Origin of the sequence: Klebsiella sp. GB_Kp047 (assembly GCF_040065235.1) — a bacterium.
GTDB lineage: Bacteria > Pseudomonadota > Gammaproteobacteria > Enterobacterales > Enterobacteriaceae > Klebsiella > Klebsiella quasipneumoniae.
The window spans coordinates 789,190-802,104 of record NZ_JBEAJG010000041.1; the positions used below are offsets into that span (position 1 = coordinate 789,190).

Consider the following 12,915-nt stretch of genomic DNA (forward strand, 5'->3'; position numbering starts at 1 on the left):
TACCCGTAAAGAAAATATGAGGTCGGATCGCTCCGACCTGGCAGGGTTATTTCGGCTGTTTAGCAAACCACTTTACGTAAATCTTGTCGTAGGTACCATCGGCGCGCAGGGCCTGCAGGGCCTGGTTGACTTTTGGCGTCAGGCTGCTGTTTTTCTGCATCGCAAAGCCATACTGCTGTGGCAGAATGCTGTCCGTCTCACCAGTGGATTTGACCTTGCCATTACCCGCCGTCTTCACGTAGTAAAGGACATTCGGCGAATCATGAACGACGGCATCGAGATTACCGGCCTGCAGGTCAAGGTAAGCGTTATCGATATTCGGGAACTCGATGTAATTCGCTTTATATTTGCTTTTCATAAAGCTGGCTGCCGCCGTCCCCTGCTTAAGGCCGACTTTTTTCCCGGTCAAATCACTGAATTTAACAATGGAATTGTCGGTACTTTTCACGGCTATTAACAGGTCAGCATTATAATATCCTTCACTGAAGTCCACGACCTGCTTGCGCGCATCGGTAATCGTTATTCCCGCCATCGCCACGTCCAGATTACGCGACTGCAGACCGGGGATCAGGCCGCCGAAATCCATCGGCCTTAATTCGTAGCTGATATGCATTTTCTTCGCAATCGCGTCCCACAGATCGATATCAAAGCCGACATATTTATCGCCTTGTTTAAATTCAAATGGAACAAAGGCAGTATCGACACCCACCGTTATTTTATCTTCTGCTGCTGTAACAAAACTGGCTGAACAAATAACTAATGCCAGCGTCAGCTTTAATTTCTTAAATAATCCACTCATAATTACCCTCAGCGTCAGTGAAATAGCCTACAACGAACGTCACCCTGCGAAATATCTCGCCGGAAGAATCAATAACAAGAGCTGATATACCGGGCGCAGTTTTATGCGCCCGAATAAAAACGATAACTTATGCAGAAAACAGAGAGTCAGAGGTAGCCGGTGCTGGCGTCTGGGCGCTGTTCATCACCATGGAGAGAAAACTGTAATAACCGTTTATTCCAATCAGATCCACCACGCCCTTCTCGCCCCATAACTCAATGGCTTGTTGCCAGGTCTCATCGCTGACCTTTTGCTGTTGATGCAGCTGCTGACAGAAGTCATAGACCGTCTGCTCATCGGGCCGGAGATCCACGGGCCGGCGCCTTTCCTTAATCGCCTGCACCGCCGCGGCAGCAATCCCCTTCTCGCGTGCTATCGGCGCATGGATCGCCCACTCAACCGGCTGCGACCAGTGCCGCGCGGTCAGCAAAATCGCCAGTTCAGAAAGACGCTGGCCCAGCGCGCTGCGATAGCGCAGGTACTCCCCCATACGCTGGGCATGGGCCATCAGCTCGGGGCTCCGCAGCAGCGGTTCAAAGGGCGGCAGCAAGGCGCCGCGCGGTCCGTTGATAATCTCTTCCGCTAACTGACGCTGCTGAACGTCCCATTCCTGTTCCGCCAGGGGCGGTAAACGATTGCTCATAATTTCCCCGTCTCTTCACGGATCACGCAGTTCAGGGTATCGACCACAAAATCGAGCTGCGCCGGGGTGATGATAAACGGCGGTGCAATCAGAATGTGGTCGCCAGACTGGCCATCGATGGTGCCGCCCATGGGATAGACCATCAGTCCACGCGCCATGCAGTTTGCTTTGATCGCAGCGTGCAGCTTCAGGGAAGGATCGAACGGCGTTTTGTCGTCTTTATCACGCACCAGCTCGACCCCCGCAAACAGGCCGCGTCCGCGCGTATCACCGACATGCGGTAACTCCCCCAGCACCTCGCGCAGCGCCTTGTGCAGATAGGCGCCCTGCTGTTTGACGGCGTCCAGCAAATTATCCCGCGCGATCACTTGCTGCACCGCCAGGGCTGCCGACGCGGCGGTGGCATGACAAATGTAAGTGTGACCATGCTGGAACAACCCGCTGCCCGCCTTTAGCGCGGAGACGATAGTCTCACTCGCCAGCACCGCCCCAATCGGCTGATAGCCTCCGCCGAGTCCTTTGGCGATGGTCACTAAATCGGGCACCACGTCATCCTGTTCAAACGCATGCAGCGTCCCGGTCCGCCCCATACCGCACATCACCTCATCCGCGATGTACAGGATGCCGTATTTGTCGCACAGGCGGCGGACCCCTTGCAGATAGCCCGGCGTCGGCGGCGTGGCTCCCGTCGTCGCCCCCACCACGGTTTCGGCACAGAAACCGATGATCGTTTCCGGGCCGGCCTCAAGGATGGCTTGCTCCAGCTCATTGAGCAGGCGCTCGGTATATTGCTGTTGGGTCTCGTCAGCCCGACGATCGCGGTACTCATTGCAGGCGGAGACGCGGATAACATCCATTAATAAGGGAGCAAACTGACGACGGCGCCATTCGTTCCCCCCCACCGCCAGCGCGCCCAGCGTATTACCGTGATAGCTCTGTTTACGGGCGATAAAGCGGGTGCGCGATGGCTGGCCGATCTCCACAAAGTACTGCCGCGCCATCTTCAGCGCCGTCTCAACCGCCTCAGAACCGCCCGAGACAAAGTAGGCGTAGTTAAGCTCGCCGGGCGCCGTGCGGGTGAGATGTTCGGCAAGCTGCTCGACGGCATCGCTGGTGAAAAAGCTGGTATGCGCATAGGCCAGCCGATCGATCTGGCGGTGCATCGCCGCCAGCACATCAGGATGCGCGTGTCCGAGGCAGGAAACCGCCGCCCCGCCGCAGGCATCAAGATACGGTTTTCCCTGGGCATCAAAGATATAGGCCCCTTGCGCACGTGAAGCCACCATCGGCGTGCCACGCAGGCTGCGGTGAATGACATGACTCATACTGGGTTCTGCTCCTGAATCCGCTACATGAATTGAGCGTATCTTGCAGGATCCATTTGGATCACGTCAACGAATTAAAGATATAAATGCATCCGTTATTCTTATAATTGATACATTTGAATCATTTATCAGGACTTACCGGGGATCACGTAGGCGCCAGACTCAATAAGATAGCGTTCGGCATTTTCAATTTTACTCACCGCCTCCCGGCCGTGGCGCACCACCAGCATCGCCAGCAGGCACTCCGCCAGGCCCATGCCGGAGACCACGGAAGGGAAAAATGACGGACTGTCGATGGAGAACAGCAGCGTGCAGTCTGCCGCCTGCGCTAAGGGGGAAACCGGCGAGTCGGTAATGGCGAGGATCTTCGCCCCGGCCTGCCGGGCTGCCTGTAAAACATCCAGTGATTCGCGTGAATAGGGAGCAAAGCTGGTGAGTAAGACGCAGTCCCGGGCGGTTAGTTCGCGGGTAAAGACTTCGATATTGCTGGCCAGGCCATCGATCAATGACACCTGGCGGTTAAACAGTCGATAGACATAGAACAGCGACCACGCGATCGGAAAGCTGGCGCGGAATCCGCAGATATAGACATTCTCCGCGCTATCGAGCAAGGTCACCGCCTGCTCCATCTCCTGGGCATTTTCATTTTGCGTAAAGGTCAGATTCGCCTGATGCGCCTGAAAAACCTCTTTATACAGCTGCGTTTGCGTTCCGCGGGCCATCATTTTTTCCGCTTTTGATACGTATGTATCATTGCGCAGCCCCAGATCGTCAATGAAATCACTTTTCAGCTCGCTCCAGCCGCGGTAGCCCAGTCGCTGCGCCAGACGCAGCAGCGTCGCCGGTTTTACCCCGGCTTCCGCCGCGAAGGCACGCATTGATAACACCACCAGCTGACTGGCATTTTGCAGTGAGAACTCGGCGGCGCGTTGCAGCTCGGGCGACAACCCGCCGAATTCATTAATGATTTTTTCCCTGAGATTCATGGCAGCCACTGACTGGTTTTAAGTGAAAGCTATCTAATCATATTTGAGATCAAGACTCTATAGGCTGGTCTAACACCCGGGGGCCATCCTTTGCGCTCCTGAGCATGGCGAACCGCCTGCCCGTCACTTCTCCAGCCAGTCGATAAAAAACGCCATAAACGCCGACACCTGCGGCGGTTGCAGCTTTCGCTGGGGAAAGACAAACTGCAGCCCAACCTCCTTGCGGTCTAAAGGGCTAAATCCGGTGAAGCGATCGGCAAACAGCACCTGAAGCCGCCCCTCCTCGACATCCCTCTTCACATCCCACCATGATTTACCGGCGATCCCCGACCCGCTGAGCGCCCACTGCCGCAGCAGCGCCCCATCGTCGCAGACCATCGCCGGCGTCACCCGGATGATCTGCTCTTTTCCCGCCTCCTCAAAGCGCCACTCGTTCATCACCACACCATGCCGCTCCAGCGCCAGGCAGCGGTGATGATGCAGCGCCTCGGGCGAAGCCGGCGTTCCACGGGCGGCAAGGTAAGCCGTCGAGGCCACCAGCACCCGGTGGTTAGGACGGATGTGGCGGATGGCCAGGCTGCTGTCCGGCAGATTACCGACGCGAATGCTCATATCCAGCCGGTTGGCGACCAGATCCTCCACGCGCTCGCCTAAGTAGACGGAAAAGGTCACTTCCGGGTGACGGCGGGTAAAGTCGACGATGGCCGGGCTAAGGTATTGTCGGCCAAAGTCGGAGGGGGCGGAAAGGCGAATATCGCCGCTCAGGACGCCCTCTTTTTGCGTCAGCAACGACTCGGCGTGGCGCGCCTCCTCCAGTACGCGCCGCGCGGCATGATAAAAATCTTCCCCCGCGTTGGTCAGGGTGATAGCGCGCGTGGAGCGATGGAACAGGCGGGTCTGGTAACGCTCTTCCATCGCCTTCAGGCGGGCCGTCATGGTGGCCGGCGAAAGTGACAACCGTCTACCGGCGGCGGAGAGTCCCCCCGCTTCGGCGACTGCCACCAGCAGCGCCATATCTTCCAGCTTGCCCATTTTTCGTATTTCCCGAAAAGTGAATCTATTTTTCGTCTAATTATCAAAATCAGCTCCCGACTGTAAAGTGATTTCCATTCCACTTCGCAAGGGACACCACTATGAACACGCTCTCACTTTTTGATCGTCATCGCATCGGTACGCTGCCGCTGAAAAACCGTATCGTCATGGCTCCCATGACCCGGGCGCGCGCGCTGCAGCCGGGAAATATCCCCTCCGCGCTGATGGCGGAGTATTACCGCCAGCGCGCCAGCGCGGGATTGATCGTTACGGAAGCGACGCAAATCTCTCCCGAGGGACAGGGATATTCCTGGACGCCCGGCCTGCATTCCGCAGACCAGATTGCCGGCTGGCAGTTGACGACCCGAGCCGTACATCAGGCCGGCGGCGTTATTTTTTCTCAGCTCTGGCACGTGGGACGCATGTCGCACGCCCGTTTTCATGCGGATGGTCAACCCGTGGCCCCCTCGGCGCTGGCGCCGGACGCCCAGGTCTGGGTGGTGGATGAGCAGGGCCGGGGCCAGATGGTGGACTGTTCACCGCCGCGGGCGCTCTCCCGGTCGGATATCCAGCGTATTGTCGCCGATTACCGTCAGGCGGCGCGCAATGCGATCGCGGCGGGGTTTGACGGCGTGGAAGTACACGGTGGCAATGGCTATCTGATCGACCAGTTCCTGCGGCGGACCGCCAACCAGCGTACCGATGAGTACGGCGGCAGCCTGAACAACCGGATCCGTTTTGCCCAGGAGGTGCTGACCGCCATCGGCGACGCAATCGGCCGCGAGCGGACGGGCATCCGCCTTTCCCCCTTCATTACCCAGCGCGGGATGAATGACCCGCAGGTGATCGATGCCATCCTTGCCCTGGCGGCCTGGTGCGAACAGCAGGGCATCGCCTTTATCCATCTGGCGGAGGCGGACTGGGACGATGCCCCAGCCGTTCCCCGACGCTTCCGCGACACGCTGCGCGCGACCTTCAGCGGCACGCTGATCGTGGCCGGGAATTACGATCAGCAGAAGGCGGAGCGCATTCTTGACGCCGGTCTCGCCGACCTCGTGGCTTTCGGCCGGCCGTTTATTGCCAATCCCGACCTGCCGCAGCGGCTTCTGCACCGCTGGCCGCTGGCGACCGTCAGCGATCCCGGCACGCTGTTTGGCGGCACGGCGGCGGGCTATACCGACTATCCCTTCTATACGGAGCATAAAGAGTGAAAATGACCCGCAAAATGTTACCTGCCGGCCGTGGTGTCGCGGTTGCCCGCACGCTGGCCAGACGCGGCCTCATTCGCCGTCGCTGCGCCACCGCGCTGCTGCTTGTCGCAATGTCCGGCTCCGCGTATGCAGCCCAACAGGATCTGCTAAAGCCGGCGCAACTCATCGCTGACGGCAGCCTTCCCGCAGCCACACGCGCCGCCAATGAATATGTCGCCAGGCAGTATGCCACGTTCTGGAATACCGGTGATGCCGCGCTGGCCCGGGCGGCGCTGGCGGAGAATTTTATCGATAAAACGCCCCCGGAAGGTCGCCGACAGGGGCCGGAAGGGGCGATCCTCGCCTCCAGAGCGTTTCGCCAGGCGGTGCCGGATTTACGCTGTGATGTCGAACAAATGATCGTGGCCGGTGACCGGGTGGTCTCACACTTACATTTTCATGGCCGCTTTACCGGGACCTTCGGCACCCGGCAGGGTAAGGGACAAAATATCGATTTTATCGCCACCGATATCTATCAGATCCGCGGCGGTAAAATTACCGCCAACTGGCATATTGAAGATAACCTGACGCTGATGAAACAGCTGGGCGCGCAATAAGCCGCCCCCGGAGGGTGCGTCAGCGATCGCCAACACGGCGAGCCGCCCCGGTCTCCGCTGGGACGACTCGCCTGGCGTCAGCCGGCGCTTAGATTTGCGCCAGCCCGCCGTCGACATAAATCTCTGCGGCGTTAATAAAGCTCGACTCATCCGACGCTAAAAACACCACCGTCCGGCCAATCTCCTCCGGCTCGCCCAGCCGCCCGAGCGGTACGCCGGCGGCCAGAGCATCGAACAAGCCCTGGCGATCCGCCTCCGCCACCAGCCCTCCCAGACCCGGGGTACGTACCGGCCCCGGGCTGACCACATTGATGCGGATCCCGCGGTCGCTAACCTCCAGCGCCCAGGAGCGCGCCAGGCTGCGTACTGCGGCCTTACTGGCGCTATAGATGCTGAAGTTAGCCGTCCCTTTTACCGCCGCCGTAGAGCCGGTCAAAATCACCGAGGCGCCGTCGGTGAGCAGCGGCAGCGCTTTCTGCACGGTGAACACCACCCCGCGCACGTTAGTGGCAAAAATCCGGTCAACGTGCGCTTCGGTAACGGCGCTGAGCGGCAGCATGTCTCCGCCGCCGGCATTGGCGAACAGTACATCCAGCCGGCCGGACTCGTCGGCAATGGTCGCAAATACCGCGTCAAGGTCGCTTAACACGCCGGCATCAGCGCGGATCCCGCGGGCGGCGGGTCCGATGAATCTTACCGCCGCATCCAGCTCCTCCTGACGGCGGCCGGTGATGTACACCTTCGCGCCCTGCTCCGCCAGCGCTTTCGCCGACGCCAGGCCAATCCCGGCGCTGCCGCCGGTGACTAACGCCACTTTATCCGCAAGTTTTTTGCTCATGGTGCATTTCCTTGGTTAGAGTATAAACAGGCCAGGCTCGCGAAAGCGCCCCGCCGGGTATGGAAAGCACTGTAATCGTCCCGGCGAGGCGGAAAAATGGCCTAATCTGAAAAACACTCTTCCCCTCGGTGGATAATCACCTCCAGTAACCAGGATAAAGCGAATAATGGACCGGTTTTCAGCTCTTAAAGCCTTCACCCGCGTTGTCGAAGCCGGCAGCTTTACCCGCGCCGCGGACTCGCTGAATATGCCCAACGCCACCCTCAGCAAAACCATTCAGCAACTGGAGGCGCATCTTGGGGTTTCTCTCCTGCAGCGCACTACGCGGCGTATCACCGTGACGCCGGAAGGACGGGAATACTATGAAAAGGCCCGGCGCCTGCTGGAAGACCTGGAAGAGATCGACGCCGCCTTCAATACCGCCCGCAATAAGCCAAAGGGCCATCTGCGGATCGCCATCGGCGGGTCGACCGCGCGCGATGTGCTGATCCCGCTGCTGGCGGACTTTATGACCACCTGGCCGGATATCCGTATCGATTTGCAAGTGGCCGATAAGCCCTCGGACCTGATCGGCGGCAATATTGACTGCGCCATCCACGGCGGACCGATGGAAGACTCGACGCTGATTGCCCGTAAAATCGGCGAGGCGGCGCTGGTTACCTGCGCCACCCCGGGCTATCTTCAGCGCTATGGTACGCCCGCCTCACCGGATGAACTGAACCATGGCCACCGGCTCATCAGCTACCTGTCGCCGGCCAGCGGCAGAGCGTTTCCGTTTCGTTTTGCCCGTCACGGCGTCAGCACCGAGCTGAAGACGGAGCACCATCTCGGCATCAATGAGAGCAACGCGCATATTGCCGCCGGCGAGGCGGGCTTAGGCATTGTGCAGACCTTTACCTATTCGCTGAAACCGGCGCTGGCGAGCGGCGAGCTGGTGGAGATCCTCAGCGCCTGGCGCCCGGCCCCCTATCCTTTTCACGTTGTCTATGCCCGGCACCGGCACGTCCCGCCCCGGCTCCGCGTCTTTATTGACTGGCTGGCGGCGGTTTTTCCGTCTGCGGTGCAGGGATAGCGCGCGTTATCTGACGCGGAGCAGGTCGCCGTATCGCGTGGTGTAGCGCGGCGATAGCATCTCTCGCTTCATCTGCCACTGCTGCTGGACCCCCTGGCCGGCAAAATAGAGCGCCCCCCTGCCGTTTTTCGCATTCAGCTGGTCGAGCACCTGCATCAGCCTGGCGCTGTTCTGCCGCGGGGCAAGCTCGTCGAACAGGTTCAGCTGGGCGACGCCCTGGCTGTAGAAATCGCCGAGCATCACCCCGGCCTTCTGATAGCGATGCCCCGCTTTCCAGATGGCGTCCAGGCAGTTTGTCGCCGCGGCGATAATATCCCGGGAATCCTGCGTCGGCGTCAGCAGCTTCAGTGAGGCGCTGTTGCCGTAATAGGGTTCATTCAGCGCGAAGGGGCTGGTTTTGACAAAGGCGGAGACGAACCGGCAGTACTGATGCTCACCGCGCAGCTTTTCTGCTGCCCGCGCGGCATAGCTGCAGATCGCCTGGCGCATATCCTCATAGGCCGTAATGCGATCCCCGAACGAGCGGCTGCAGATAATTTCCTGCTTAGCGGGAGCAAACTCCTCCAGCGCCAGGCAAGGCTCGCCGCGCAGCTCCCGTACCGTTCGCTCAAGCACCACCGTGAAGTGCTTGCGGATAAAGCGGATATCGCTCTCCGCCAGCTGGAGTACCGTGCCGATCCCCATTGCCTCAAGCTTTTTACCGATCCGCCGCCCGATGCCCCAGACCTCACTCACCGGCAACAGCGCCATCAGCTTCCGCTGCCGCTGCGGGCAGGATAAATCCACCACCCCGCCCGTCTGCCGCTGCCACTGCTTCGCCGCGTGGTTGGCCAGCTTCGCCAGGGTTTTGGTCGGGGCGATCCCGACGCCCAGCGTCAGATGGGTGCGCTGCTGCACCGTGGCGCGGATTTCCCGGCCAAAGTCGGTCAGATCTTTGCAGTGGCGCACGCCGCTGACATCGCAAAAGGCTTCATCGATACTGTAAATTTCGCAGCGCGGGGCGAGCTCTTCCAGGGTGGTCATTACCCGGTTGGACATGTCGGCGTACAGCTCATAGTTGCTGCTGAACGCCACGACGCCGTGGCGAAGAAACGCCGCCTTCTGCTTAAAGTAGGGTTCGCCCATTTTCACAAACGGCTTCGCCTCCGCCGAGCGGGCGATCACACAGCCATCGTTGTTCGACAGCACCACCACCGGGCGCCCCTTCAGGTCTGGCCGGAAGGCAGTCTGGCAGCTCGCATAAAAGGCGTTCACATCACAGTGCGCGAACATGATCAACCCGCCGCCTTGATGATGTAGGTCACCACGCCGAAAATATCGAGCGTCTCCTCGCGGCCGACCACGATGGGCGAATAGGCCGGGTTCATCGGGTTAAGCTGCACCCGGGGCAGAAGTTGCAGCTTTTTTACCGTAAATTCGCCGCCGACGGCGGCAATGACGATATCGCCATGCTCCGCTTTACGCGCGCTGTCCACCACCAGCAGATCGCCTTCGTCAATGCCGGCATTGATCATGCTGTCGCCTGCGGCTTTGACAAAATAGGTCGCGCTGGGATGCTGCACCAGCAGCTCGTTGAGGTCGATTCGCTTCTCGACATAGTCCTGGGCCGGGCTGGGAAAGCCGCACTGCACCAGGTCGGCAAAAAAGGGAAAGGAGACAATCTGACGTAGCTCAACCGGCGTGTAAAAGTTCATTTTTTAACCCATCACACAATACTGAATATATATACAGTAGTTTTGCCTGTTTTGCCGGTCAATATCGGCTCCAGCTATCAATCGCCAGCACTGAAATAACTCCTTGATGTCAATGGGGGTCCTCTTCAGCGCCCGCGAACCGTTTGCTGCTTTTGCGCGCAGCCCGCCCGCCGCGCGAGGGGGTAGATGCGCCGCGCCGCGGCATTCGCTTGACACTGTACATTAATACAGTAAAACTAACGCCCGCGATCAGCATACAGAGGACAGAAGATGTTTGTGGAACTGATTTATGACAAGCGCAATTTTGCCGGGCTGCCGGGCGCCAGAGAGACCATTCTTAACGAGCTGACCAAACGCATGCAGCGCATTTTCCCGGAGGCGGAAGTGCGCGTGAAGCCGATGATGACGCTGCCGGCGATCAACACCGACGCCAGCAAGCATGAAAAAGAGCTGATCAGCCGCACGGTGCAGGAGATGTTTGAAGAGGCGGACATGTGGCTCACTGAAGAGTAATGCCGCCCGTTAGTCGCGGCGCCCCCCCCTCTTTAAGAGCTTTCCCGGATGTGGCAGAGCCACGGGCAACAGTACAATAGCGGCGGTTGCAGACTGGCAATGCAACCTTCGCTCACCTGCTGGCTCTTGCATACGGCCAGCAGGTGAGCTTCCCGGGCATGCCTGCCGGCCTTTCCTCATCGCCCTCACAGCGTCTCCGGTAGCGCCGCTATAATTCTATCCGCCAGTTCGCGATGCTCATGCACCTTCCCGCATTTAACAATAATCTGTCTGGCGTTGTCATAGCCCGGGGCCCACAGCCGATTATTAAGCAGAACGTCCTTGTAGACCGCGATCAGCGGTTTGTTCCACGCCGCCGCCATGTGCACCACCGAGGTGTCCGGGGAGATAATCAGCTCCGCCAGGGCGATCAGCGCCATCGCATGGTGTAACGTGTTAAATGGGTTAATCACCACCTCCGGCGGCAGCGGGATGCGGATCTCACGCCGGTGATCGAGCAGAATAACCGCGATCCCCGGATGGCGAGCCAGCAGCTTGTCGAGCAGTTCGGCCAACTGCGTCTGCGAGAGACTGCGGTCGCCATGGCCGGCAAAAATATTAATCACTACCGCTTTTCTGCTCAGCGACGCCAGATACTGCGCCACCTCCTGCATAATCGGCCCGGGCACCGCCAGGTCGTAAGCGTCCAGCCCGCGGGTGTCCAGTTTGAGATAATCGGCGATCAGCTCGAACGTTTTCGTCACGTGCCAGCGCTGGCAGTCAAAATCAAAAGAGTGGGAATAATGCTTAATCGACGGCCATTTATTAAACCCGAGCACCGATTTCGCTTTTATTTGTCGGAAAAGCCGCAGGCGATGCACGGGAATATCGAACAGCGAAGGGTCAATAATAATATCGTACTTATTATTAGCCAGTTCATTAATAACATCGCGGGGAACGTTATGATTAAATTTTCGCAAAAAATCGGCGGACGTAACCGGTTCAGCTTCATAAATATAGCGGATCCGCGGGTTATAACGCATCACCTGGCTATTAGAGGTCGTCAGCAGGAAATCAACGATATAGCCTGACTGATGCAGGCATTTCACCAGCGCGGAATCCACCACCACATCGCCGACCGCCCCCTCATTGCGCATCAGTAAGACGGTTTTCGCGGACGACAAATCCACCGGCTGACGGCGTCGGCGATCCCAGAGCGCTTTCGCCACGCCCACCCGCAGGGCATTACGTACTTTCTTAGTAAAGTAATTTCGCCGTCTGTTGAGCTCCCTTATTTTATTAAACTTCTTGCGTGGGGAGCCCTGCATGGTTGCATCGTGCATCATCCTAACCTCATTACGGCAATCATTAATATTCTGTGTCGTCCGATAGAGACTGAGCGAAATAAAAAAAGTTCGATTGAAAATGAAAATCATTCTTTTTTTTATTTACAAAACTCATCCAGCCCTGCGGGATTGCACCACAGCACTGTGAAGCAATAATGAGTGAATAGTGAATTTGCCGGCCCACCGTTGGCAGGCCGGCGCAACAGCGCTAAGCTGGCTGCTTTATGAAGTCAGGAGGACGCTATGCTTGAAGCAGTAGAAGGTAATATCCATCAGCGGCTGTGCGCGCTGCTCGACGAACATCAGGCGCGCTATCGGGTGATGGCGCACGAGGCGGTCGGCCAGTGCGAAGCCGTCTCGGCGATCCGCGGCACCGCGCTTGGCCAGGGCGCGAAAGCGTTAGTCTGTAAAGTCAAAGGAAACGGCGTCAACCAGCATGTGCTGGCGATCCTCGCCGCCGATCGGCAGGCCGACCTCACCAGCCTGGCCCGGCATATCGGCGGCAGCAAAGCCTCGCTGGCCAGCCCGGCGGAAGTGGAAGCGCTCACCGCCTGCGCGTTCGGCGCCATTCCCCCCTTCAGTTTCCATCCGGCGCTGCGGCTGGTGGCCGACCCGCTGCTGTTTGAGCGCTTCCCACAAATCGCCTTTAACGCCGGGCGCCTGGACCGATCGATCATTCTCGATACCGAAGACTATTTACATATCGCCCGACCGGAGATCGCGACCTTTCGCCGTCTTAGCTAACCGGGCATCGGCCCTGATTTCCGCCGCATGGCGTAAAAATCCTGTTTATTCACGCCACGATGCGTAGAGTCAGCAGGATATTTTTTGGCATTCTTTTT

General features: G+C 58.7%; 14 protein-coding genes and 1 pseudogene. 6 read left to right on the forward strand and 9 right to left on the reverse strand.

The annotated features are described in order from the left end of the window. Positions 1–46 precede the first annotated feature (46 nt). The 5 genes from glnH to ABLV76_RS24490 form a co-directional block, all read right to left on the reverse strand. Positions 47–799 carry a glutamine ABC transporter substrate-binding protein GlnH gene (glnH, locus tag ABLV76_RS24470; protein ID WP_017898602.1) on the reverse strand — a complete coding sequence of 251 codons (753 nt, stop codon included), beginning with the start codon at positions 797–799 and terminating at the stop codon, positions 47–49. Positions 800–926: 127 nt separating this feature from the next. Then, positions 927–1,481 (reverse strand): hypothetical protein, encoded by a 555-nt coding sequence (locus ABLV76_RS24475; RefSeq protein WP_023317981.1) that lies wholly within the window; start codon positions 1,479–1,481, stop codon positions 927–929. Further along, positions 1,478–2,806, reverse strand: coding sequence for an aspartate aminotransferase family protein (locus tag ABLV76_RS24480; protein ID WP_135683077.1), 1,329 nt, complete (start codon positions 2,804–2,806; stop codon positions 1,478–1,480). Before ABLV76_RS24480 ends, ABLV76_RS24475 begins: the two co-directional genes overlap by 4 nt. A 128-nt stretch (positions 2,807–2,934) precedes the next feature. After that, positions 2,935–3,792 carry a MurR/RpiR family transcriptional regulator gene (locus ABLV76_RS24485; RefSeq protein WP_004203760.1) on the reverse strand — a complete coding sequence of 286 codons (858 nt, stop codon included), beginning with the start codon at positions 3,790–3,792 and terminating at the stop codon, positions 2,935–2,937. Between the two features lie 123 nt (positions 3,793–3,915). Then, positions 3,916–4,824 (reverse strand): LysR family transcriptional regulator, encoded by a 909-nt coding sequence (locus ABLV76_RS24490; RefSeq protein ID WP_004203758.1) that lies wholly within the window; start codon positions 4,822–4,824, stop codon positions 3,916–3,918. A 101-nt stretch (positions 4,825–4,925) separates the two neighbouring features. Here ABLV76_RS24490 and ABLV76_RS24495 point away from each other — a divergent pair, with 101 nt between their 5' ends. Both ABLV76_RS24495 and ABLV76_RS24500 read left to right on the forward strand, forming a co-directional pair. After that, a complete protein-coding gene (locus ABLV76_RS24495; RefSeq protein WP_043522464.1) occupies positions 4,926–6,035 on the forward strand; it encodes an alkene reductase in 1,110 nt (369 codons plus the stop codon). 2 nt (positions 6,036–6,037) lie between these two features. Then, positions 6,038–6,631 carry an ester cyclase gene (locus tag ABLV76_RS24500; RefSeq protein WP_048326301.1) on the forward strand — a complete coding sequence of 198 codons (594 nt, stop codon included), beginning with the start codon at positions 6,038–6,040 and terminating at the stop codon, positions 6,629–6,631. A gap of 88 nt (positions 6,632–6,719) precedes the next feature. Here ABLV76_RS24500 and ABLV76_RS24505 read toward each other — a convergent pair whose 3' ends face one another. Continuing rightward, positions 6,720–7,469 (reverse strand): SDR family oxidoreductase, encoded by a 750-nt coding sequence (locus tag ABLV76_RS24505; RefSeq protein WP_023317977.1) that lies wholly within the window; start codon positions 7,467–7,469, stop codon positions 6,720–6,722. A gap of 166 nt (positions 7,470–7,635) precedes the next feature. Here ABLV76_RS24505 and ABLV76_RS24510 point away from each other — a divergent pair, with 166 nt between their 5' ends. Beyond that, positions 7,636–8,541: a LysR family transcriptional regulator gene (locus tag ABLV76_RS24510; protein ID WP_348878526.1), complete on the forward strand. Its 906-nt coding sequence runs from the start codon at positions 7,636–7,638 to the stop codon at positions 8,539–8,541. A gap of 6 nt (positions 8,542–8,547) precedes the next feature. Here ABLV76_RS24510 and ABLV76_RS24515 read toward each other — a convergent pair whose 3' ends face one another. Together ABLV76_RS24515 and ABLV76_RS24520 are read right to left on the reverse strand one after the other, a co-directional pair. Next, positions 8,548–9,813 carry a Y-family DNA polymerase gene (locus tag ABLV76_RS24515; protein ID WP_004203752.1) on the reverse strand — a complete coding sequence of 422 codons (1,266 nt, stop codon included), beginning with the start codon at positions 9,811–9,813 and terminating at the stop codon, positions 8,548–8,550. 2 nt (positions 9,814–9,815) lie between these two features. Further along, a complete protein-coding gene (locus tag ABLV76_RS24520; RefSeq protein WP_004203751.1) occupies positions 9,816–10,235 on the reverse strand; it encodes a translesion error-prone DNA polymerase V autoproteolytic subunit in 420 nt (139 codons plus the stop codon). Positions 10,236–10,505: 270 nt separating this feature from the next. Between ABLV76_RS24520 and ABLV76_RS24525 the strand changes: the two genes are divergently transcribed. Beyond that, a complete protein-coding gene (locus tag ABLV76_RS24525) occupies positions 10,506–10,748 on the forward strand; it encodes a DinI family protein (RefSeq protein WP_004203750.1) in 243 nt (80 codons plus the stop codon). Between the two features lie 185 nt (positions 10,749–10,933). Here ABLV76_RS24525 and ABLV76_RS24530 read toward each other — a convergent pair whose 3' ends face one another. Next, the gene (locus tag ABLV76_RS24530) at positions 10,934–12,070 is read right to left on the reverse strand and encodes a glycosyltransferase family 9 protein (protein ID WP_072500806.1); all 1,137 of its coding nucleotides are present in this window, start codon (positions 12,068–12,070) and stop codon (positions 10,934–10,936) included. On the opposite strand from ABLV76_RS24530, the pseudogene ABLV76_RS24535 reads away from it, so the two are divergent. Further along, positions 12,065–12,221 (forward strand): annotated as a pseudogene (locus ABLV76_RS24535) (hypothetical protein). The gene ABLV76_RS24530 and the pseudogene ABLV76_RS24535 overlap by 6 nt on opposite strands. 95 nt (positions 12,222–12,316) lie before the next feature. After that, complete coding sequence (locus ABLV76_RS24540; RefSeq protein ID WP_048294505.1) at positions 12,317–12,817, forward strand: YbaK/prolyl-tRNA synthetase associated domain-containing protein; 501 nt, start codon at positions 12,317–12,319, stop codon at positions 12,815–12,817. Positions 12,818–12,915 lie beyond the last annotated feature (98 nt).